Below are 21,280 nucleotides of genomic sequence, written 5' to 3'. Positions count from 1 at the left end.
ACTCTAGAGTTAGACTCTAATCATGACTGAGGTTCTTCGGGAAGACACGTCGGCGCGGCGCAAGATCATCGAGGCAGCGCGTGAGGTTTTTGTCGATCCCGGCTACGCGGCCGCCACGATCAAGCAGCTTGCCGCGGCGGCGGGCGTGTCGGTGCAGAGTGTCTATTTTGTGTTCGGCAACAAGCCGAGCGTGCTGTCAGCACTGCTCGACGTGGCCGTTGCGGGCGACGAGGAAAAGACGGCAACTCTCGACCGTCCGTGGGTGGCGGCAGCACTCGGCGCCCCACATCCACTCGGGCAACTCCGGATTCAGGTTCACCACGGACGGCTCATTCTGGAACGCACCGCAGATATCCTCCTGGCACTGCGGGCCGCCGCTTCCGCCGACGAGGACGCCGCCCGTCTGTGGCAAATCAACCGCACTCAGCGACGCACTGTGCAGGAACATCTGATGGTCGGCATCGTCGAAAAAGCGCCAACCGTCGACCTCGAAACAGCTGTGAACGTCGCACTCACGCTGCTCAGTCCCGAGACCTATACAGACCTCGTGGTCGGCGCGGGTTGGACCGGCCAACAGTACGAAGAATGGGTGGTCAACACCCTTGCCGCCACCCTCGGCCTGGACCGAACCGTCAAATCCCGGAAGTAGCTGGGATTACTTGGTGGGCTTGTCGTCGATGTGCCGTGGGTTGTTCCACAGGCGCTCCGTCAGATCGTGGAGGACGGCAAGGGTGATCGTGTCGTCGTCCCGTCGGAGCAGAGACTGGCTGACCGTCGCGCGCACCAACGTGGAGTCGGAGTGCACGAACTCCTTGACCGAGCCCGGCTCGGAACTCAGTTCACGATGGGCCTGCTCTGCACTGACGTCGTCGGCATCCTTGTCGTAGAGGATGTCCTGCAAACGCAACGCCGAGACGGCCTTCTTGGGATATCCCAGCATGTCAGCGAAGGACGGATTGGCAAAAACGATGCTGCCGTCGCGGTGAACGGCCATGACCGGCACCGGAAGCCTGTCGAGGAGAATCAGGGCAGGCATCTGCTCCAGATCCGCGATCGGCGATTGTGGCGGCTGCGCAACGTTGCGGCGGCGTTCCATAACACGTCCTCTCAAGTTGCCCGAGTCGACAACAGTCTAACTGCCCAGCAAATCGCGGGTTGACTTCCCGCCCGGATGCAGTGACGAATGCCCGAATCGTGCCCGCCTGAGTCACGCCGCGAGCGCCTCCTGATCCTCCGCCAAGGAACCGTCAACAACACGATAGACAGTATCCATCCGAGACAGGTGACTTCGGTCGTGTGTCACGAGAAGGGTTGCCGCCTCGCGTTCCCGCACCACCCCGATGATCAGATCCATGACAGCGGCACCGCGCTCCTGATCGAGCGCACTCGTGGGCTCGTCGACCACGAGAAGCTGCGGATCGTTCATCAATGCTCGCGCGAGATTGACGCGCTGTCGCTGCCCGCCCGACAGCTGGGACGGCCGTTTTCCGCTCTGATCCGCGAGCCCGACAGCGTCCAGCAAATCCATCGCTTTTGATTTCACGGCCTTGCGACGGGCCCGTGACGTGAACACGGACTGCCCCAGATGCGCCATCACCTCGAGCTGCTCCAGTGCAGTCAGCGAAGACACGAGGTTCGACTGTTGGAAGACGATGCCGATCGACGAGCGTCGCAGCTCCGACGCCGCCCGCCGACTCAGCGCAGCGATGTCGGTGCTGCCTTCCGGCGTCCGGAGATAGACGTGCCCGGAATCCGGACGGATCAGCGTCGACGCCACCGCCAACAGGCTGGACTTGCCCGAACCCGACGGCCCGGTGATCGCGGCGATCTCGCCGCGGTGCAGTCGCAGAGACACGTCGTCCAGCGCCGTCACCCGCGATTGCCCATCGGGAAACGTCAGATCGACGTTCTGGATGTCGAGAACTGTGGTGCCGGTTGTCATGGTCATCGTGCGCTCCCCAATGCTGTGAGTGGATCGGTGGTCGAGAGGAATCGAAGTGCAAAGGCCGCGCCGAGCAGACCGAGCCCGATCAATGCCACGGCAGGTACGACGGTGGTGGATGCGTCCAGGACAAACGGCATGGCGTCACCGATCAGCGATCCGGCCACGGCCGTCAGCCCGATTCCGACGGTGACACCGGCAATCAGAACGATGAGCGCCTGACCCAGTGCGTCGCGCACCAGCGAAGCGGTAGTCGCACCGAGCGCTTTCAGCGTCGCGATGTCCGGAGTTCGCTGGATCGTCCACACCGTGAAGAACGCACCGATCACCAAGGCTGAGATCGCGAACAACATGAGCGTCATCAACGTCAACGACCCGTTCTCCGACTTGTACGAACCGATCGCGTCGAGCGAACCGCTGACCGTCGTCGACGTCGTCGCAGCCGCCTTGTCCGTTGCGGAAGCGTCGGAGGCTCCGGTGACAGCCAGTACTGTCGCAACTCCGCCGCGTGGATTGGCCGCCTGCCAGTCGTCGAGCGTCATCCAGACGACGGGCGAATGGCTGTACCAGTCGTCACCGCGAACGGCGCTGACGGTGAACTGCTTCGTACCGACGCTCACCTGATCGCCGGCGCCCGCCCCCAGTTCGCGGGCGGCACCTTCGCTCAACACCACAGTGCCTGACGCCGACGGCGTCACGTCACCGAAACCGCCATCAGCGCCGAACAGGGCCACCGACTTCTGATTTCCGTCGGCCAATCCCGCTTTCCCGCGACCGATTCCGATGGGATCGACGTCCTTCGACGTGGAGGTCCAAGCGTTGACCTGGTCCTGCGTGAGCGCCGACTCGTCGAACGACGCCCCGGCTCCGGTGTCGGCGAACACCACCGTGTCGGCATTCATGGCCTCGATGGCCGACACGTTCTGATGGCGAAGTCCTGCAGTCAACCCGCTGAGAAAACTGACCAGAAGTGCAACCAACAGAACCACGACGGAGATCAGCGCGAAACGACCTCGCGCTGCCCGTAAGTCCCTCATTGCGACAAACACTGTGAATTCCTTTCCTGTGCTTGCCTCTACGCTCTCGCGGATGCAGACTCTTTCCATCGCACCTCGGATCGACATTCCAGCGCTCGAAAGAACCATCCCGGTTTACAACTTTTGATGGATGAACCAGGCCCGAACCTCGCTAAGCTGGGCGAGATGCACCGATCTCCGCTCACGCCTGTCTTCGCCGGCCTACAACTGGGCCTGCATGTCCTTGTCATGGCGCTGGCCGGTGTGGTGTTTCTTCGAGCGCTGATCGACGAATCCGACCTGACCGCAACAATCATCGCGTTGGCCGTGATCTTTGTTGCCGTCTATCTTTTCGGGGTCGCCAAAAGGCTGCGCGGCAACGCTGCCCGCTGGTGGCTGGCCGTGCTGACCCTCGTCTGGATCGCGACGATGGCGGTATCCGCCGACGCCGCCTACCTCGCGTTCGGACTCTTCTTCCTCTATCTCCATATTCTGCGACGCCCCTGGAGTCTTCTCGCCGTCACCGCGGCAACGGCTGTCGCCGTGGTCGGCACCGGCCTGCATCGTGGATGGACGATTGCCGGCGCCGTCGGCCCGATCATCGGCGCTGCCGTAGCGGTTGCAATCGGCCTCGGATATCAAGCGCTGTACCGCGAGGCAGCCGAGCGCGGTCGTCTCATCGACGAGTTGATGAATACTCGTGAAGAATTGGCGTCGACGTCTCGCGATGCCGGAAAATTCGCGGAACGTGAAAGACTCGCCGCCGAGATTCACGACACCGTGGCCCAGGGACTTTCGAGCATCCAGATGCTCCTTCACGCTGCCGAACGCGCCGATCCGGACAGCCCGGCCATCCGTCAGATCAGCCTCGCACGGGAAACTGCCGCGGACAGTCTTGCCGAAACCCGCCAACTCATAGCCGAATTGACGCCCGCGGCCTTGGACGGTCAGTCGCTCGCCGACGCGCTTCGTCGAATCTGCGAACGCGCGAGCAGTCCTGAACTGGAAGCGCGCTCCGTGGTCGAAGGCGAGGCAGTGCGGCTGCCGATGCCCCTCGAAGCAACATTGGTACGCATCGCTCAGGGCGCGGTGTCCAATGTTCTCCGCCATGCCGATGCAACCAGAATGGCTGTGACACTGACCTATTCCGATGACACCGTCAGCCTCGACGTGGTCGACAACGGTCGCGGTTTCGAGGTGGCAGTTCTCGAACGTGGCCCCGCGGAATCTTTTGGCCTCAATGCAATTCGCCGGCGCGTCGAACTGCAGGGCGGGACTTTCTCCATCGAGTCCGAGCCGGGACACACGGCCGTCGCGGTGACGTTTCCTCTCGAAGTCGGCGAACCGTGATCCGCCTGCTGCTCGCCGACGATCACGCGATCGTGCGCGCCGGGTTACGAGCGCTGCTCGAAAGCGAAGCCGACATCGAGGTAGTCGGCGAAGCGGGCACCGCCGAGGAAGCCATAGCCTTCTGCGCCACCACGCCGGTCGACCTCGTGCTCATGGACCTGCGATTCGGCCCCGGGAAGACGGGCGTCGACGCCACCCGCGCGGTGTGCGCGCTGCCGAATCCGCCGCACGTACTCGTCGTGACCAACTACGACACGGATGCAGACATCTTGAGCGCTGTCGAGGCCGGGGCCAGCGGGTACTTACTCAAGGACACACCACCGGTCGAGTTGCTGTCAGCCGTCCGCGCCGCTGCGAGCGGGGACAGCGTTCTCTCCCCCGCCATCGCGTCGAAGCTCATGACTCGGGTACGCAAACCCGAAACCAGCCTCAGCCCAAGGGAAATCGAAGTTCTGAAGTTGGTGGCGGCGGGTCGCTCCAACCGAGAGATCGGCAAAGAACTGTTCCTGAGTGAGACCACGGTCAAGTCGCACCTGGTTCACATCTTCGGCAAGTTGGGAGTGAAGTCGCGGACGTCGGCGGTAGCTCGTGCGCGGGAGCTGGGTTCGATCTGACATTTGCCCGAATTGTCGAAAGTAGCTGAACAGCAGCTATTTTCGCCTGCGATTCTCTTGTGTTCGAAACTTTGTTCGATTAAACTTTGAGCATGGACAGTCGGGATGCGTGGCAACTGGATGGCGAGGACCTCAAGGGTGAGGTTCTGGATCTGGTGCGTGTCCGGCACGAGTTGCAGTCGCGGATGGTGTTGCTGATCGTGGAGATGTTTTCCCGGGAGGTTCTCGGCGGGAAGGGTTTTCGGGCGATCGCGCAGTGGTTGCATGGTTCGACGAATCTGGAGATCGGTGAGTGCAGTCTGCTGGTCGGGTTGGCGCGGTTGTTGATGCTCGAACCTGTTGTGGCGGATGCGTTTCATCGTGGTGACGTGGATGCGTTGAAAGCCCGTCAGGTGGCGTCGTTTTGTCAGCATCCGCCCAAGAACATGACGCCGGCGGATGTGGACAAGGCTCGCGGGATCCTGTTGGGTTTGGCGTCGCAGAACATTGCGGATTGTGATGCGGTGCGGGCGGCGATCCGGCGGATCGAGAAGCAGTACGGCAAGCGTGAGGACGGCGTTCCGGTCGGCGAGGATTCGGAGCGCAACGAGTTCTACGCGTCGAAAGGTTTGTACGGGCGGGTCACTGTGAAGGGTGATTTGGATGCGGTGAACGGGGCCCGTCTGATCACGTTGCTGTCGAGCCTGTCGGCTCCGACGCCGGAGAAGGACGGCGTCAAGGACACGCGTACGCCGGCATTGCGGCGGGCGGACGGGTTTTGCGAGTTGTTGCGCCGGTATGAGCGGGCGGGGTTGGGTCCGATCGAGGGCGGGGTGAAACCGCACATCACGGTGACTGCGTCGGCGAAAGACATGACGGACCTCAAGGCGTTGAAGGACCTCTTGCCGTCCACGGAGGAGTTGGGGTTCGCGTGGACGGATTGGGTGGGCCCGATCAGCATCGACACCGCACGGATGTTGGCCTGCGATTGCACGGTCACGCGAATTTTGTTGGACGAGAATGGTGTTCCGCTCGACTGCGGTAAGGAAGCGAGAACGGCGACGGTGCCGCAGCGGCGGGCGTTGGCGGTTCGTGATGGTGGGTGTGCGTTTCCGGGGTGCGGAACACCATCGGGGTGGTGCGATGCCCACCATATTGTTCACTGGAACGATGGCGGCCCAACAGATCTCGACAATCTGATCTTGTTGTGCGGTCATCATCATCGGACGCTGCATCACACGGAGTGGCGGGTGGAGATCGGCCCGGATCGGAAATCGGTGTTCTATCCACCGATGTCGATCGACCCGTATCAACAGCCGATCGGCGGGAACAGCCCACCGACAGCGGCGTGAACCGACATAACTGAAAAGGCCAGCGTGTGCACCGGGGAAGAATCATGCCCCGGGGCATACGCTGGCGTTTTCAGCTGCGCTCGATGTCCGTCTTGCGACAGCATCTGTCTCCACTTCGACACGCAGGACCAATAGGGTCGAGGCATGTCTTTCTGCGAACCCGCCCGCGTTGTCACCGTCACGTCCCTGACCCCGCACATGCGGCGAATCAGCATCGAGGCAGAAGGCGACTGGCACTGGCCGACCGGCGGACAAGGCGACGAGCGCATCGACATCGCGTTCCCGAAACCCGGTGAAACAGAAGCAGATTACGACTACTTCAACAATCCCGACTACGGCAAGGCCGATCTCGGAACCGAGCCACCGTGGCGGCACTACACCGTGCGCAAGGTGCACGACGGCGGCCGACGTCTGGACATCGACTTCGTCGTGCACCCTGGCGGTATTGCAGCGGATTGGGCCCTGCGGGCCGAACCAGGTCACCTACTAGGCGTCTTCTGGTCGGACAGTTCGCGGTCCCACTACCAAGCACCGGCGGGTCCTCGCTGGCAGCTGCTGGTCGCAGACGCCACGGGTCTCCCCGGACTGGGCAGGATTGTCGAAGAACTTCGAGAGGGCGATGTCGCACAGGCGATCATCGAGGTCGAAACCGAAGAGGATCGACAGGAATTTGTCACTCGCGGCGACGTCACGTACACGTGGCTCGTGGGGAGTGGCCTCGGAAAGGCGCCGAGCGCACTGTTCGAGGCTGTGGAGAAGGTCGAGTTTCCCGAATCCGAATCGGCCGACATCTACGCGTGGGTGGCGTGCGAAAGCGCAACAAGCCGTCGCATTCGTAAGCATCTGAGGGAAGTTCGAGGAATTGCTCGCGACAAGCACAATGTTGTCGGGTACTGGCGAGAGGGCGCCGACGGCCACGTTTCCGGCATGAACAGCGAGGAAGTCACCGTCGGCGCCTGAGCGCCGTGATCACTCTGCCGGCAGCGTGGCGGTAGATTCTGCGTGAGCCTGCTGCGCGTCAGCCGGCTTTTCCGCCAGCATCTCGAACAGTGCTCGGCGTGCCTCGGCGAGAATTGCCTCGGCCTTGGCTACCTGCTCGGCGGTCCCACCTGCGGCTACCGCGACAGCGGCACCTCGGAGTAGGCCCATCGCGGGACGGAGCGCTGCGCCGGCTTCACCGAAACCCGGCCGACCGTGTCCGCGCTGGTCAAGTCGACCGCGCCGGCCTTCGGGGCGTCCTTCTGCTCGGTCTTCGAAGCGACCCTCGGGTCGCTCGCCCTCGAATCCTCGACGGAAACCGTATCCACGATGCGGGCCTCGGCGGCCATGCTCGCGACGTTCTTGCATTTCTGGGTTGTTGTGTGGGGCGTACATGTTGTCCTCCTGGACTGTCTGTGTTTGTTTGACGTATCGACGATATATCGACAATAGATCGAACGCAAGAGTTCGTAGAATAATTCCCGCACCCTCGTCCGGATACGCTGAAGCCGTGAACACGGATCTACAAGCCCAGGCCGCGGACGCCCTACGCCGCCTCGCACTCGACGAATCCCTGAAAGAACGCACCATGGCGGACGCTGCGACGGCAGCACTCGCACGGAAAGTCGCCGCTCGCTACATCGGCGGCGAAACCATCGACGACGCTTTCGACCGACTCCCCTCGATCTTCGCGCGAGGACACAAGGCGAGCATCGAATACACCGGGGAAAGCGTCCGGGATCCCGAACTCGCGAACGCCGAAACCGATGTGTTCGTGGAATTGGCGGAACGGATCGGAACGTCGGGCGTCGACAGCACCGTGTCGTTCGACCTCTCGCACATCGGCTTGGTGATCGATCCAGAGCAGTGCTTTCGCAATGTCGTGCGCCTGGCCGAGACCACTGAACGCGCCGGTGCTGAGCTGATCATCTCCGCCGAAGCGTCCGACCGCACCGACCTGGTTCTCGACATGCACGCGCGACTGGCCGAGCGCTTCACTCACGTGGGGATCACCGTTCAGGCCCGACTGCACCGCACGGCAAAGGATCTCGCCGCTCTGCTGAACCGACCCGGTCGCATCCGTCTCGTGAAGGGCGCCTTCCTCGAAGCCGAGTCCGTCGCCTACCCACGCGGTAGTGCCGAACTGCGCAGCGCGTATCTCGACTACGCAGCCCGGATCGTCGACTCGGGTCACCAGGTCTCCATCGCGACACATGACCGCGACATCCTCGAAGCACTACGCGCCGAGCATGATTCGAAGCTCAGAGGCGAGCACGTCGAGTTCGAGATGCTGCTCGGCCTCGGTACCGAGCAACTGGACGCACTCCGAGGAGCGGGCTTCACCACACGCGAATACGTCATCTTCGGAACACAGTGGTGGCTGTACGTACTCAATCGCATCGCCGAAGAGCCGGAGCGTGTCTACACCGCGCTCATCGACGCTGCGCTCATCAGCACTGCAAACTAGATCTCCAACAACAGAAGTGGGACCGCACTCGAATCGAGTGCAGCCCCACTTGTGTCAGTTTCTAGCTCTCCAGAAACGCCTTGATGCGCGCCAGGGTGGTTTCCATTCCGGTCTGCATCAGCTGATCTCGACCCCGACCGAGTAGGCCGCTACCCGACATCATGCGCACGTAAAGCGCAGGCGTCGCATAGATCTCACGAGTCTCGGTAAGCACAGTGCCCGTTCCCGAAGGCTCGAGCACAAAGGTCCACCGCGCTTTCGGCTCGTCCGATTCGAAGGAGAACCTCCGGCAGTCGACCACGTCGACCACCGTGCAGTGCGTGCTCCACCGAATCAGACCATGCTTGTTGGTGCCCTTGAACTTTGCACCCACAGTGCCCGGAGTTCCGGAAGTCCATGTTCCACCGGTATTTTCAGGACTGAAGCGACCCATACCTTCGATGTCGCTGACAACCTTCCACACCGATACCGGCGTTGCCTCGATGTACGCGCTGGCGGTTTCCACCCGTTACCGGCCCGGAACCCAGGACATGATCTTGATGGCGTGAGGCATGAGCTTTGCCCACACCTTGGCCGGAAGTCCGCGCGGTCCACCGAGATTCATGACGCGAGTGGTGGCAACGGTCTGCGGTTCGGTGTACTTGATCAGCCCCTCGGCGCCGTGACGACGACCGACGCCCGAGACACCCATACCGCCCATCGGTGCTGCGGTGCTGCCCCAGGTCGGTGCGTAACCCTCGTCGACGTTGACGGTGCCGGCGTGGATGCGCGCTGCGATGGCTTCACCGGCAGCCTTGCTTCCCGCCCACACACTGGCGTTGAGGCCGTACTCGGTGTCGTTGGCCGCAGCGATGGCCTCTTCGACGTCCTTGACGGGGTAGATCGAGACGAGCGGCCCGAAGGTCTCGTCGCGGTAGCACTCGGCGTCTTCGGGAACCCCGGTGAGCAGGGTGGGCTCGTAGAACAGCGGTCCGATGTCCGGCCGAGCCTTGCCACCGGCAATGACGGTGGCGCCCTTGACCACTGCGTCGTCGACATGAGCGGAGATTGCCTTGACCTGCGCCTCGGAGACGAGGCTGCCCATCTCGATTCCGAATTCGTATCCGGCGGCGAGGTTCATCTTCTTGACGCGGTCACCGAACATGCGGATGAACTCGGGTGCGATGGACTCTTCGACGTAGATGCGCTCGATGGAGATGCACAGCTGACCGGAGTTGGAGAAGCACGCACGCACAGCGGCGTCGGTGACCTCGCGCAGGTCTGCGCCGGCCGCGACGATCATCGGGTTCTTGCCACCGAGTTCGGCGGAGAAGCCGATCAGTCGACGGCCGGCCTGCTCGGCGAGGAGCTGACCGGTCGCGGTGGAACCGGTGAACATGAGGTAGTCGGTGTTCTCAACCAGGGCGGTGCCGACGACGGAGCCCGGCCCGGGAACCACGGCGAAGAGGTCGCGAGGCAGACCCGCCTTGTAGAGCAGTTCGACGCAGGCGAGCGCGCAGTACGGCGTCTGGCTGTCCGGCTTGAGGACAACGGCGTTACCGGCGAGCAGCGCGGCGATGGCGTCGGACACGGCCAGCGTCATCGGGTAGTTCCACGGCGAGATGACGCCGACTACGCCCTTGGGCTGGTAGCGGACGACGGTCTTCGTCAGACCCGGGAGCATGCCGGAGACGCGACGCGGGCGCAGCAGCTTCGGCGCCACACGTGCGTAGTGACGCGACGTCATCGAGATGTCGAGGACTTCTTCCTGAGCTGCGGTACGCGACTTTCCGGTCTCGGCCTGAGCCATGTCCATGAGGGCGTCGCGGTTCTCGAGGATGAGATCGCGGTAGCGGTGGAAGACGGCGGCGCGATCGAGGACGGAGCGCTTGGCCCATTCCTTCTGGGCGACGCGGGCACGGGCGATGGCCGCAAGTGCGTCGTCGGCGGTGCCGACGGGGATGGTCGCCAGCTCCTTGCCGGTGAACACCTCGGTGATGGACTTCGTCGGGCGATCGGCAACATTGTCGATGGCGATCAGTTCGGCGAGCCGCGAGAAGGTCGCAGCGGACGGAGCAGGCATTTCAGTACCCCTACTGGTGAGTAGTTCTTGGAGTTACACACAACTTACCCCGTCGGTGGTACCGATCACAGTGCCGAATCAGACAGAGTCAACCAATACTGCCTCTTTCGGACGTTTTGCGATCAACAACGACATGACTGCGGCGATCGCGCAGAGCGCGCCGGCCACCAAGAAGGCAGCGTCGTATGAGCCGATCTGATCACGAACGAGACCGGCCAAGAAGGCCACCAGACCCGCACCGATCTGGTGCGATGCCAGCACCCAACCGAACACGATGGGGGCGTCGGCGCCGAAGTGTTGACGGCACAGCGCGACGGTCGGCGGAACCGTCGCCACCCAGTCGAGCCCGTAGAAGATGACAAACGCGATCATCGGTGGATTCACAGTGTTCGCGAGCAGCAGCGGCAGGAAGAGCAGCGAGATTCCGCGGAACAGGTAATAGATGCCGAGAAGTTTTCGCGAGTCCATCCGGTCGGTGAACCAACCCGAAGCAATGGTGCCGACCATGTCGAGGATTCCGATCAACGCCAAGAGGGACGCGGCCGTCGTGATCGGCATTCCGTGGTCGTGCGACGCCGGGACGAAGTGCGTGCCGATCAGGCCGTTGGTGCTCGCGCCGCAGATCGCGAAGGTACCGGCGAGAAGCCAGAACACCTTGGTCTTCGACGCCATCACCAGCACCGAGATCGCCCGGCCTCCGGCACCGCCGCGCTGGTAGACAGGCTTGGCTGGTGGGGCGTAATCGGCGGGCGCTCCGTAAGGCGTCGTACCCACGTCTGACGGATAGTTACGCAGGAACAGCAGAACGAACGGCACAACGGCCAGTGCGGCAAACGAAACTGTGAAGGCGACGCTCTTCCAGTCGTACGTTTCGGCGATCTTCGCCAGGACCGGAAGGAACACCAGCTGACCGGCAGCACCACCGGCCGTCAGGATGCCGGTCACGAGACCACGCTTCTCGACGAACCAGCGATCGACGACGGTGGCGACAAACGCCAGCGCCATCGAACCGGTACCGAGACCGACGAAGACACCCCACAGCAGAATGAGCTGCCAACTCGAGGTCATGAAGATCGTGAGACCACTGCCGAGCGAGATGAGCGCCAACGCCGAGGTGACGACCGCCCGGATACCGAACCTCTCCATCAAGGCAGCAGCGAACGGCGAGGTCAACCCGTACAGAATCAGGTTGACCGAGACGGCCGCCGAGATGCTGGCGCGCGACCACCCGAAATCCTCGTGCAGCGGATCGATCAGCACCGATGGGGCAGCGCGGAAGCTCGCCGCACCGACCAACGCCAGGAATGCCACGATCGCGACGGACCAGGCGCGGTGAAAGCGCGGCGGGCTCACCTGCTGTTGGCCTGATTCGGGGAGAGCGGTCTCAGAAGTCACAGAGAGAATTCTGCAGTTCGGATTCGATCGAGAACAGTGGCCAGATTGCCAATATATGAAAGAATCAAGCCATGTCTGGTCCGCATCGCGTCGTCGTACTGGCTCTGAATGGAGTCATCCCCTTCGAACTCGGCATCCCGGCGCGCATCTTCGGACGTGCCCTCGACGTCGAGGATCGGCCGCTGTACGAGATCCTGACGTGCACAATCGACGGCAATCCCGTGCAGACCGACGCAGACTTCAGCATCTCGGTCGACCACGGGAGCGAGTTGCTCGCCACCGCCGACACCGTCGTCATACCCGCGTCGTACGAGTTGGGTCCGGCCTACGAAGACGGCTACCTCTCCCCCGAGTTGGCCGCGGCTTTCCAACACATCCGGCCGGGCACTCGGCTGGTCTCGATCTGCACCGGGTCGTACATCCTCGCCGCGGCGGGTTTGCTCGACGGACTCCGCGCCACGACGCACTGGCGCAACACCGACCATTTCCAGCGTGTCTATCCCAAGGTGAACGTGGATCCCGACGTGCTGTTCGTCGACGAAGGCCACATCCTGACCTCGGCCGGGGTGGCGTCGGGAGTCGACCTCTGCCTGCATATCGTCAGGCGTGACCACGGCATGGAAGTGGCGAACACCGTCGCGAGGCGTTGCGTCGTACCGCCGTGGCGCGACGGTGGCCAAGCTCAGTACATCCGACGCCCCCTGGCCGACAAACCTTCGGAATCGACTGCCGACGCTCGGCACTGGGCCCTCGAACATCTCGACGACCCGATCACCCTGGCGGACCTGGCGACGCGCGCCAACATGAGCGTCCGCACGTTCAGCCGTCGATTCCGCGACGAAGTCGGAACCACACCGAACCGCTGGTTGACCAGCAGACGCGTCGATCGGGCGCGGGAACTACTGGAGGAATCCGATCTGTCGATCGATGCGGTTGCTGCTCGAACCGGCTTCGGGACTGCGACATCCATGCGTCAACACATGAACGAGGCCCTCGGCGTTTCACCGAGCGCCTACCGACGCACGTTCAAGGCACCGGTGTAAGCGGCAGTACCAGGCACTATCCTGGATGCCATGGCCGAACAGACTCGCCCGAACTTTCCTCAGTACTGCGGATACCTCCTGGGGAAGACGCTCCCCGACCGGTATCAGGACTGGGTACGGAACGATCTGGTCGGCCCGGGCGCCCAGGCCCGCTACATCATCCGCTTCACCGTGCCGGCGACGCTGATCCTTCTGCTGTTCCTCTTGATCCCGGGACCGATCTGGATTCCCTTGGCCATGATGGCCTTGTTGCTCATCCCGCTCGCGTACTTCGTCGTGGCGCTCGGGACCATCTACCGCCGTCACCGCCTGCTGAGCCACGGACTCGATCCCGAACTGCTCGACGAGAAGGCCCAGCGCCGTGCCGATCGCACTCGCGAGGACTACGAGAAGCGGCACGGTCGCTGAGCACCCCTCAGCGGAACATCGTCACTGCGGCCTTGGCGAGGACCTTCGGATCCTTCTCGTAGTGATGCATCTTGGTGAGCTTGTCTTCCGGAATCCCCAGGAACTTGTAGACGGCTACCTGAGCGCAGCGCACCGAGTACTGCTCGGTGAACACCATGTCGAACGGCAGCTCCGCGAACTGACTGATGAACGCCAGGTTCTTGGAGTGCTTCGGCACCACCAGCGGCCGGTCGCCGACGGCGCGCCGATTGAACAGCGCACTGGCGTAAGGCATATGGCTGGGTATCGAATTCACGACGCTGTCCATAATCTCTTGTCGACGCGCGGCGAGCGCACCGCTCTCGTCGAGCGCCTCGAGGTGTCCGAGCGTCTCTTCCAGCATTTCCCGCCCGGTCATCTCGATGAACGGCTTCTTCACGTAGTCGCCGTCCTTGCGCGGGAACAGACAGTAACCCCAGAAGACTCCTTCGTTCTCCTTCTGCGCGTGGTAGTGCGGCTGATGGTGGACCACGATCGACAGAAGCACGTTCGAGTCCACGAATGTGTTGAGCGCATTTCCGGGGGGCTGCTTGGTGATTCGGGAAATCTCGTTGATGAGCTCGTGTGACGAAGTGGTGACGGTGAAGCTGGTCCACTCACTCTGCGCCCGGTCCCCGAAGAACTTGTCGGGATTCCCGAGATCGTAGAAATGCTCGGTGGCCTGCTTCCACAGCAGCGCACTCGGTGCGTATCTCATGTCTTCGACGATCGGCGTGTCGAGATCGCCGATCGAAGAACTGTCGGTGATGCTGCCGTTGGTGTCGAAGACGAAATCGCCCTCCGCCACGTCGATTCTGCCCTTCTCACCGGTGCGGACGTTTTCGTAATCGAGTCCCGCCACGATGATCTCGTCTCGTAGCGGGGTGTCCTTGAACACGAACTCGGTGATCTTCAGTTCGTTGACGAACTTCACGCCCTTGCCTTCGAGGAAGGCCCGCATCGGCAAGATGATGCTCTCGTACTGGTTGTACGGGGATCTGGTGACACCGGCAAGAGTTTGAATGCGACTGAACTCGAGAATCATTCGGTTCATGTACCGGCGCAGCTCCATCGCCGAACTCACCCGCTTGAAAGCAAATGTGGTCTCCCACATGTACCAGAAGTTGGTGGTGAAGAAGTGCGGAGTGTCCTCGAACCACTGCTCGATACTGATGTCGTCGAGTTTTGCCTCGTCCGACTCCGGCATCGTCATCAGCTTCGTCAACAAGTACCGATCCTTGTTGTCGAATTGCATGTGCTTGTAGTCGTTTTCACCCTTGTTGCGAATACCGTCGCGATCGATCAATCGTGCGACGTCGTGCGTCGGATGTGCGTGGTCGAAATCGAGAATGTCATCCGTCACCGATTTTCCCGGGTTGTCCAGCGACGGAACCACACTCAGCACGTCCCAGAGGTTCTCATAGGTCTCCTCGTTGAGCATGCGACCGCCACGATTGATGAAACCCGCGTCGTTACCGAGTTCGCGATGGCCGTACTGGTGCTGAAACGTAGCGGCAGATTCGCCGTCGTTCGCTCCGTGCATGTCCAGGCCCATGATGGTGATGTCCTCACCGTTCCACTCACCGTCTCGAATCAGATAGACGGCAGCCGAGAGGTTTCCGATGCCGGCACCGATCATGTAGGCCTTGTGAGACAGATTGGAAGACATTGGGTTTCGTTCCTTACTCGAGTCGCGGTACGGATACCTTCCAAGCATGGACCCCTTTGCCCGCAGGCGCATCACCCGAACCGGATGACGTCCGTCACGGTCGCTGAAGGCGCACCAGATCCAGTGCAAAACGCGCGTAGTCGCGTGCAATTTCCTCGGGCGTTTGTGGTCCGCTCGGCCGATACCATTGCGCGACAGAGACACACATCACGACGATTGCACGCGCGGCCTGTCGCGGCCGATCCGTCCCGAACACACCGGCGGCGATTCCGTCGTCGACCTGCTTCGTCATCAACCATTGCTGGTAGTTGCGTGATTCCGTGATGCGCAACCTGTTCTCGGCTGTGAGACTGCGCATTTCGCTGGCACCGAGAAATCCTTGATCACGCCGATAGATATGGAACAAGGTCACACATTCGACGAGGAAAGCCAGCCTTTCGGAGGGACTTTCGCCCTCGTCGATAGCCGCCAACGATCTCGTGTTCAGTTCAGCCATGGTGAGGTCGAGAATTTCGGCCAACATCTGTTGCTTGCTGGAATAGTGGTGATACAGACCCGGAACACTCATCTGCGCACGTTTGGCGATCTCACGCATCGCAGCGCCGTGATATCCGGTCTTCACCATCTCCGCGAGCGCTGCAGCCAACACCGGATCGAACGAACTCGGACCGAACCTTCGCCACTCGTTCGGGCGAAAATGTGCGTCCGGGTCGGCGTCGTCGCCTCCCCATCGCGGCTGTTCCGGCGGACGCACTATCGCAGCCGGGAGCAGAGCGTCGAAACGCACTCCGAGAATCCCGCCGATTGCCGCCAACCGGTCGACGCTGACTCTGGTCTTTCCGGTCTCGACAGCGCTGAGGGTAGCCGGGCTGACATCGAGACGCCTGGCCAATTCACGCAGCGAGAGCCCGCTGTGACGCCGCGCTTGCCGGATCGACGCTCCGATCAGGACGGCATTCTCGAATTCGGTCACAGTGTTCAGTATTCCCGAACATTGGATTTCCAACAATGCGATGACCACGGCAATCGGTGAACCTGTTGACTACTGATTATCGGCCTGAACATGATGTGGATCACAAAGACCCAGGTCCGCCCGAGCGATCGTTCGGTGTCGGTAGCGAGAGGATCGAATCACCATGACCGAGGCGCCATATCTTGGAGAACTCCTGCGCGACGCACCCAGCAACTGGGGCAAGTGGGGAGAGTCCGACGAGGTCGGTTCACTGAACTACCTCGACGCCGGACAGGTGCTTCGTGGCGTCGGAACCATCAAGCAGGGTTCCGTGTTCACACTCCAACGTCTAATCGGCGATCCCAAGGGTGATCCGGTCTGGCCGGGCCGGAGCCCCGCCGAGCGCACACAGATCTTCGACGAGAGCAGCTGGGACGGCGACGACGCACCCAACTTCCCCGGCGGCCTGCATTACGCGGACGACAAGATCGACGCGTTCCTGCAGGGCTCGACGCAGTACGACGCACTCGGCCATGTCTGGTACGACGGCGCCCTGTGGAACGGATACTCGGCTGATACCACTGTCGGCGGCCTGGAGAAGGCCAGCGTCGAACCGATTGCCGACCGCGGCGTCGTCGGACGCGCAGTACTTCTCGACATGGCAAAGTTCCGCGGCAAGGAAAACCTCGACAAGGCCGAAACCTTCACGCACCATGATCTTTTGGCCTGTGCCGAAGCGCAGGGGGTCACCATCGAGAAGCGTGACATCCTCGTCATCCGCACCAACTTCCTCAAGCTGTTCTTCGACCAGGGCGAAGCCTTCTACGAGGGCTTCTGCGAGCCCGGCCTGATCTACAGCCCCGAACTCGTCCAGTGGTTCCAGGACATGGAGATCCCCAACCTTGTCACCGACACCATTGCCAACGAGGTCACCACCGACCCCGAAAACGGTGTGGCACTGGTCCTCCACAACGCATTGATGCGCAACCTCGGAGTGGTGTTCACCGAGATCTGCGATCTGGAGAAGTTGGCCGCGGACTGCGCGGCCGACGGCCAGTACACGTTCCTGTACGTCGCCGCGCCACTCAAGGTTGCCAAGGCCAGCGGCTCTCCCGTGAATCCGGTTGCCATCAAATGACATACGAAGATCGCCCTTGGTTGGCGTTGTACCGCAACGACGTTCCCCCCGACATCGACGTAGAGCACCCCACGATGCTCGAAATGTTGGCAGCGGCGGTCCGCTCTGATCCGGACGCCACGGCTGTGAAGTACTTCGACGGTCAACTCAGTTTCGCCGAACTGGATCAGCAGAGTGACGCCCTGGCCCGAGCACTCCGAGCCGGTGGACTGGTGAAGGGTGACCGCGTCGCTCTGTTCCTCCAGAACGTTCCGCAGTTCGTGCTTGCGCTCGCCGGAATCTGGAAAGCCGGCGGCGTCGCAGTCTCGATCAATCCCATGAGCCGTGAACGAGAACTGGGATACCAACTCGAAGATTCCGGAGCAGCGGTTCTGATCGCTCTCGAGGGGCTCTACGAGTCCGTCGGCCGCAATGTCGTCTCCGACTCGCCGGTCAGGCGAGTTATCACCACCTCGGAACTCGAGTACCAAAGTCGCAACGATCCGAGGATTTTCGACGGAATTGTTAAGAAGGATCTCGGTACCGACGATCTCGCGACGCTGATCGACGAACATCGTCTCGGCGATCCGATCACCACTGACGCTGCACCGGAAGACATTGCGGTACTGACCTATACGTCGGGAACCACCGGTCCGCCGAAGGGAGCGATGACCTCTCACGCGAACATGACCTTCAACGCCCAGGTGTACCGGGACTGGTTGGGGCTCACCCCGAAAGACACGGTTCTCGGAGTTGCACCGCTCTTCCACATCACGGGGTTGATCGGTCACATCGCGGTGTCCGTCCTGGCGAGAATGCCGCTGGTGCTTGCCTATCGCTTCCACCCCGAGGTGATGCTCGACGCGATTCGTGAGCACCAACCGACATTCACAGTCGGCGCCATCACTGCTTTTACGGCACTGCTCAACACTCCGGGTTGCGCGCCGGAAGACTTCACCTCCATACGGTTGCTCTACTCCGGCGGCGCACCCATCTCGCCGACTGCCGCCGAGGCCGTCCGCGCCATGACCGGTGCTGCGCTGCACAACATCTACGGGCTGACCGAGACCACGTCGCCGACCCATGCCGTTCCCGTTGGTGCGGATACGCCGGTCGACCCCACATCCGGAGCACTGTCTGTCGGCGTTCCCGTACCCAACACCGTGGTCCGCATCGAAGACGAGGGCGGTGCGATCCTGCCGATCGGAGAGATCGGCGAACTGGTCGTCCGAGGTCCACAGGTGGTGCGCGGTTACTGGAACAAGCCGGAGGAGAGTGCGTCGGCCATTCGCGACGGGTGGTTCCACACCGGCGACGTGGGGTTCATGGACGAAGCCGGCTGGTTCTACGTCGTCGACCGTAAGAAGGACATGATCATCGCGTCCGGCTACAAGGTGTGGCCACGCGAGGTCGAGGACGTTCTTGCCGAGCACCCCGCAGTCCGTGAGGCGGCAGTCGTCGGGATCGCCGACGAATACCGCGGTGAGACGGTGAAGGCGTTTGTCAGCCTCGTCGCGGGGGCGTCCGTCACCCCGGAAGATCTGATCGATCACTGCAAGCAGCGGATGGCGGCGTACAAGTACCCACGCTCCGTGGTGCTGGTGGAGGAACTGCCCAAGACCGTCACCGGCAAGATACTGCGACGGGAACTGCGCACGATCTCTTGATCGCGGGGCAGCGGGCGGACTTCGCGGTCCGCCTGCTGTCTGATCGCGCACAGTTTCCGGTCGACCGCGCCATTGGGGTAATGGAACAGTAATATGTGCTGAGTACCCACGGACAAACGGGAGACATCAGTGAGCAAGTTCGGACGTAAGAAGCAGCCCACGCCCAAGAGCTACCAGTGGCTGGCCATGACCCTCATCGCGTTGTCGCTCTCCGTGTCGATCGGGATTGCCGCCAAACCCTCCTGAGCTCTGCGAATCCGAAACTTGTAACCCCGCGTCCATCTGCACATGGGCAAATAGGTGCAATTCGGACGCTTAGCTGTTCTAACTTTCCTTCCGTCGTGTCACCTCGGCACCGACGGAGAGGATCAACTCACCATGCGAAGCTCACGCTTCGGCGTGCTGGCCGCTGCCGGCGCTGTCGGACTAGTGCTTGTCACCAGCAGCGTCCAGTCCATCGCCACGGCGTCACCGTTCGGTTCGCTCGACGCCGGTTCGAGCTCCGGTTCGACAGAGATACCAACCGTCAGCGACGGCGGCTTCACGTCCAAGACGCCCTACACTCCCGGCCAGCGCATCGCCGACTATCAGGCGCCGCCGACGGGATACTCCCCCGTGTACACGGAAAGTGTTGCGCGCCATGGTTCCAGAGCACTGTCGAGCCTGAAGTACGACGACCTGAGCCTGCAGCTGTGGGAAATCGCCGAAGCCGAGAACGCATTGACTCCCGTCGGCAAGGAATTCGGCCCGGCCCTCCGTGATCTCATGGCCGCCAACAAGAAGCTGGGGTACGGCAACCTCAGCGGACGCGGGATCACCGAACACAGACAGCTCGGCGCGCGGGTCACCGAACGCCTCCCCCAACTGTTCGACGCCATCGCAGCGCAACAGGGCACCATCACCTTGACCTCGTCGGGTGTGGACCGTGCCGTGGACAGCGCCGAGAACTTCGCGCAAGGGCTGACCGGTGCGTTTCCAGCCGTCGCCGATGATGTTGCACCGGTGACGAATGATGCCGATCTCCTCTACTTCCACGACTCGGATGCGAATGCCGACTACAAGGACTACGAAGAGTCCGATCCTCGACTGAAAGCCGTCGACGACCAGATCGCCGATCTGCCGCGCACCCTCGAGGTCTCACGGCACATGATGCTCAGGCTCTACTCGGAGGACTTCGTCAACCGCCTGAGCGCGGGCGAGTTCTCACTCGTCGACCGTGGCAAGGGTTCCAGCACGATCGACAACGAAGTCGACGCCGCGTACATGCTGTACAACACGTACATCATCACTCCGGGCATGGCCGAAGAAGGCAAGTGGAATTTCGAGCGGTTCATCGAACCTGCTGACGCGCAGTGGCTCGCATACACGAACGATGCCGAGGACTTCTACGCCAAGGGCCCGGGCTTCACCGGTGAAGACGTCACCTACCGGATGGCAACTGTCCTGCGCGACGAGTTCCTGCGCGGCCTGCAGAAACATACCGGCGACGACGCCGTCCCGGGAGCGGATTTCCGGTTTGCACACGCAGAAACGATCATCCCCTTCGCAGCACTCTTGAAACTGCCGGGAAGCACCGTCTCGCAGGCGGAGGGCGACCTCTACACCTATGCGAACAACCCCTGGCGCGGATCACAGGTCAGCCCGATGGCTGCCAACGTGCAGTGGGACGTCTACGCCGGACCGGAGGGTAAGCGTCTGGTCCGAATGCTCTACAACGAGCGCGAGACGGCCTTTGCTGCCCCGTGCGCTCCGGTGAGCGCCGGGAGTTTCTTCTACACGCCGGACGAACTGGCCCGCTGCCTGCCGGAGATTTCACCGGCAGCCTGAGATCCGGCAACTCGGGATCCAGCCAGCGGTCGACGAGGGCGCGCCCATACCTGGTGCAATGCCAGCATGCGCGCCTTCTCGTCGTCTTCCATCAACAAGGCGTCGCAGATCCTCACGATGACCGGAGCCGAAACACCAACGGACGTACCCTGTTCCAGCCGCTGATAGTGATTGAAACTGATGTCGGCAATCTGCGCGACATCGCGCCGACTGAGGCCGTGCATTCGGCGAGCACCCTCGCAGCGCATGCCGACCTTTTCGGGCGCAAGACTGTTTCGTTTTTCGACGAGCATCTGGCTCATCAACTGACGCGCGCTCGACCCGTTCACGTCGCCACCTTTTCCATCCCTGAAATATGCTTTCACCTAACATGTTTCAGAATATGGGATGGGACGGACCCGGCGGTATCTCCGAGATGACAGA

General features: G+C 62.1%; 21 protein-coding genes. 11 read left to right on the top strand and 10 right to left on the bottom strand.

The window, feature by feature from the left end:
- The first annotated feature begins 22 nt into the window (after positions 1-22).
- On the top strand, positions 23-649 hold the full coding sequence (locus tag GN300_RS11520; RefSeq protein WP_003943606.1) for a TetR/AcrR family transcriptional regulator: 627 nt from the start codon (positions 23-25) through the stop codon (positions 647-649).
- 6 nt (positions 650-655) lie between these two features.
- On the opposite strand, the gene GN300_RS11515 is transcribed toward GN300_RS11520, so the two are convergent.
- The 3 genes from GN300_RS11515 to GN300_RS11505 form a co-directional block, all read right to left on the bottom strand.
- Positions 656-1,096, bottom strand: a complete 441-nt coding sequence (locus GN300_RS11515; RefSeq protein ID WP_003943598.1) for a PAS domain S-box protein — start codon at positions 1,094-1,096, stop codon at positions 656-658.
- Positions 1,097-1,207: 111 nt separating this feature from the next.
- A complete protein-coding gene (locus GN300_RS11510) occupies positions 1,208-1,948 on the bottom strand; it encodes an ABC transporter ATP-binding protein (protein ID WP_003943539.1) in 741 nt (246 codons plus the stop codon).
- On the bottom strand, positions 1,945-2,991 hold the full coding sequence (locus tag GN300_RS11505) for an ABC transporter permease (RefSeq protein ID WP_063315976.1): 1,047 nt from the start codon (positions 2,989-2,991) through the stop codon (positions 1,945-1,947). The genes GN300_RS11510 and GN300_RS11505 overlap by 4 nt, the downstream gene beginning before the upstream one ends.
- 114 nt (positions 2,992-3,105) lie before the next feature.
- Between GN300_RS11505 and GN300_RS11500 the strand changes: the two genes are divergently transcribed.
- The 4 genes from GN300_RS11500 (at position 3,106) to GN300_RS11485 (ending at position 7,213) form a co-directional block, all read left to right on the top strand.
- Complete coding sequence (locus GN300_RS11500) at positions 3,106-4,308, top strand: sensor histidine kinase (RefSeq protein ID WP_063315297.1); 1,203 nt, start codon at positions 3,106-3,108, stop codon at positions 4,306-4,308.
- Positions 4,305-4,922: a response regulator transcription factor gene (locus GN300_RS11495; RefSeq protein ID WP_003943536.1), complete on the top strand. Its 618-nt coding sequence runs from the start codon at positions 4,305-4,307 to the stop codon at positions 4,920-4,922. Before GN300_RS11500 ends, GN300_RS11495 begins: the two co-directional genes overlap by 4 nt.
- A gap of 92 nt (positions 4,923-5,014) precedes the next feature.
- Positions 5,015-6,253 (top strand): HNH endonuclease signature motif containing protein, encoded by a 1,239-nt coding sequence (locus GN300_RS11490; RefSeq protein ID WP_063315298.1) that lies wholly within the window; start codon positions 5,015-5,017, stop codon positions 6,251-6,253.
- Positions 6,254-6,397: 144 nt separating this feature from the next.
- Positions 6,398-7,213: a siderophore-interacting protein gene (locus tag GN300_RS11485; protein ID WP_019746297.1), complete on the top strand. Its 816-nt coding sequence runs from the start codon at positions 6,398-6,400 to the stop codon at positions 7,211-7,213.
- Between the two features lie 9 nt (positions 7,214-7,222).
- Here GN300_RS11485 and GN300_RS11480 read toward each other — a convergent pair whose 3' ends face one another.
- Positions 7,223-7,627, bottom strand: coding sequence for a hypothetical protein (locus GN300_RS11480; protein ID WP_233405623.1), 405 nt, complete (start codon positions 7,625-7,627; stop codon positions 7,223-7,225).
- 115 nt (positions 7,628-7,742) lie between these two features.
- Here GN300_RS11480 and GN300_RS11475 point away from each other — a divergent pair, with 115 nt between their 5' ends.
- Positions 7,743-8,699, top strand: a complete 957-nt coding sequence (locus tag GN300_RS11475; RefSeq protein ID WP_063315300.1) for a proline dehydrogenase family protein — start codon at positions 7,743-7,745, stop codon at positions 8,697-8,699.
- Between the two features lie 61 nt (positions 8,700-8,760).
- On the opposite strand, the gene GN300_RS11470 is transcribed toward GN300_RS11475, so the two are convergent.
- The 3 genes from GN300_RS11470 to GN300_RS11460 all read right to left on the bottom strand — a co-directional run bounded on the left by GN300_RS11470 (position 8,761) and on the right by GN300_RS11460 (position 12,156).
- Positions 8,761-9,204 (bottom strand): SRPBCC family protein, encoded by a 444-nt coding sequence (locus GN300_RS11470; RefSeq protein ID WP_003943564.1) that lies wholly within the window; start codon positions 9,202-9,204, stop codon positions 8,761-8,763.
- Between the two features lie 3 nt (positions 9,205-9,207).
- A complete protein-coding gene (locus tag GN300_RS11465; protein ID WP_063315301.1) occupies positions 9,208-10,761 on the bottom strand; it encodes a succinic semialdehyde dehydrogenase in 1,554 nt (517 codons plus the stop codon).
- 78 nt (positions 10,762-10,839) lie between these two features.
- On the bottom strand, positions 10,840-12,156 hold the full coding sequence (locus tag GN300_RS11460) for an MFS transporter (RefSeq protein WP_030536659.1): 1,317 nt from the start codon (positions 12,154-12,156) through the stop codon (positions 10,840-10,842).
- A gap of 71 nt (positions 12,157-12,227) precedes the next feature.
- Here GN300_RS11460 and GN300_RS11455 point away from each other — a divergent pair, with 71 nt between their 5' ends.
- On the top strand, positions 12,228-13,199 hold the full coding sequence (locus GN300_RS11455; protein ID WP_058037004.1) for a GlxA family transcriptional regulator: 972 nt from the start codon (positions 12,228-12,230) through the stop codon (positions 13,197-13,199).
- Positions 13,200-13,229: 30 nt separating this feature from the next.
- Positions 13,230-13,607, top strand: coding sequence for a DUF5313 family protein (locus GN300_RS11450; RefSeq protein ID WP_003943558.1), 378 nt, complete (start codon positions 13,230-13,232; stop codon positions 13,605-13,607).
- 7 nt (positions 13,608-13,614) lie between these two features.
- Here GN300_RS11450 and GN300_RS11445 read toward each other — a convergent pair whose 3' ends face one another.
- Together GN300_RS11445 and GN300_RS11440 are read right to left on the bottom strand one after the other, a co-directional pair.
- A complete protein-coding gene (locus tag GN300_RS11445) occupies positions 13,615-15,342 on the bottom strand; it encodes an oleate hydratase (protein ID WP_082845702.1) in 1,728 nt (575 codons plus the stop codon).
- Positions 15,343-15,388: 46 nt separating this feature from the next.
- Positions 15,389-16,267 carry a TetR family transcriptional regulator gene (locus tag GN300_RS11440; protein ID WP_231782780.1) on the bottom strand — a complete coding sequence of 293 codons (879 nt, stop codon included), beginning with the start codon at positions 16,265-16,267 and terminating at the stop codon, positions 15,389-15,391.
- Between the two features lie 163 nt (positions 16,268-16,430).
- On the opposite strand from GN300_RS11440, the gene GN300_RS11435 reads away from it, so the two are divergent.
- The 3 genes from GN300_RS11435 to GN300_RS11425 all read left to right on the top strand — a co-directional run bounded on the left by GN300_RS11435 (position 16,431) and on the right by GN300_RS11425 (position 20,857).
- Complete coding sequence (locus GN300_RS11435) at positions 16,431-17,384, top strand: cyclase family protein (protein ID WP_007735859.1); 954 nt, start codon at positions 16,431-16,433, stop codon at positions 17,382-17,384.
- Entirely contained in the window at positions 17,381-19,030 is a 1,650-nt protein-coding gene (locus GN300_RS11430) for a class I adenylate-forming enzyme family protein (protein ID WP_063315303.1), read from the top strand. The genes GN300_RS11435 and GN300_RS11430 overlap by 4 nt, the downstream gene beginning before the upstream one ends.
- A gap of 378 nt (positions 19,031-19,408) precedes the next feature.
- The gene (locus GN300_RS11425; RefSeq protein WP_047272693.1) at positions 19,409-20,857 is read left to right on the top strand and encodes a histidine-type phosphatase; all 1,449 of its coding nucleotides are present in this window, start codon (positions 19,409-19,411) and stop codon (positions 20,855-20,857) included.
- On the opposite strand, the gene GN300_RS11420 is transcribed toward GN300_RS11425, so the two are convergent.
- Entirely contained in the window at positions 20,803-21,186 is a 384-nt protein-coding gene (locus tag GN300_RS11420; RefSeq protein WP_058227381.1) for a helix-turn-helix domain-containing protein, read from the bottom strand. The genes GN300_RS11425 and GN300_RS11420 overlap by 55 nt on opposite strands.
- Between the last annotated feature and the right edge of the window lie 94 nt (positions 21,187-21,280).

The sequence above is a fragment of the Rhodococcus sp. Ni2 genome (assembly GCF_021352185.1).
In the GTDB taxonomy this organism is placed as follows: Bacteria; Actinomycetota; Actinomycetes; order Mycobacteriales; family Mycobacteriaceae; genus Rhodococcus_F; species Rhodococcus_F qingshengii.
Note: the sequence above shows the minus strand (reverse complement) of the source record. Positions and strands in the feature narration are given on the sequence as shown.

Bases quoted from the DNA above. Each gene is read 5' to 3' on its own strand.
- GN300_RS11520 (WP_003943606.1), top strand. From the start codon at position 23: ATGACTGAGGTTCTTCGGGAAGACACGTCGGCGCGGCGCAAGATCATC.
- GN300_RS11515 (WP_003943598.1), bottom strand. From the start codon at position 1,096: ATGGAACGCCGCCGCAACGTTGCGCAGCCGCCACAATCGCCGATCGCG.
- GN300_RS11510 (WP_003943539.1), bottom strand. From the start codon at position 1,948: ATGACCATGACAACCGGCACCACAGTTCTCGACATCCAGAACGTCGAT.
- GN300_RS11500 (WP_063315297.1), top strand. From the start codon at position 3,106: ATGGATGAACCAGGCCCGAACCTCGCTAAGCTGGGCGAGATGCACCGA.
- GN300_RS11490 (WP_063315298.1), top strand. From the start codon at position 5,015: ATGGACAGTCGGGATGCGTGGCAACTGGATGGCGAGGACCTCAAGGGT.
- GN300_RS11485 (WP_019746297.1), top strand. From the start codon at position 6,398: ATGTCTTTCTGCGAACCCGCCCGCGTTGTCACCGTCACGTCCCTGACC.
- GN300_RS11480 (WP_233405623.1), bottom strand. From the start codon at position 7,627: ATGTACGCCCCACACAACAACCCAGAAATGCAAGAACGTCGCGAGCAT.
- GN300_RS11465 (WP_063315301.1), bottom strand. From the start codon at position 10,761: ATGCCTGCTCCGTCCGCTGCGACCTTCTCGCGGCTCGCCGAACTGATC.
- GN300_RS11455 (WP_058037004.1), top strand. From the start codon at position 12,228: ATGTCTGGTCCGCATCGCGTCGTCGTACTGGCTCTGAATGGAGTCATC.
- GN300_RS11450 (WP_003943558.1), top strand. From the start codon at position 13,230: ATGGCCGAACAGACTCGCCCGAACTTTCCTCAGTACTGCGGATACCTC.
- GN300_RS11445 (WP_082845702.1), bottom strand. From the start codon at position 15,342: ATGCTTGGAAGGTATCCGTACCGCGACTCGAGTAAGGAACGAAACCCA.
- GN300_RS11435 (WP_007735859.1), top strand. From the start codon at position 16,431: ATGACCGAGGCGCCATATCTTGGAGAACTCCTGCGCGACGCACCCAGC.
- GN300_RS11430 (WP_063315303.1), top strand. From the start codon at position 17,381: ATGACATACGAAGATCGCCCTTGGTTGGCGTTGTACCGCAACGACGTT.
- GN300_RS11425 (WP_047272693.1), top strand. From the start codon at position 19,409: ATGCGAAGCTCACGCTTCGGCGTGCTGGCCGCTGCCGGCGCTGTCGGA.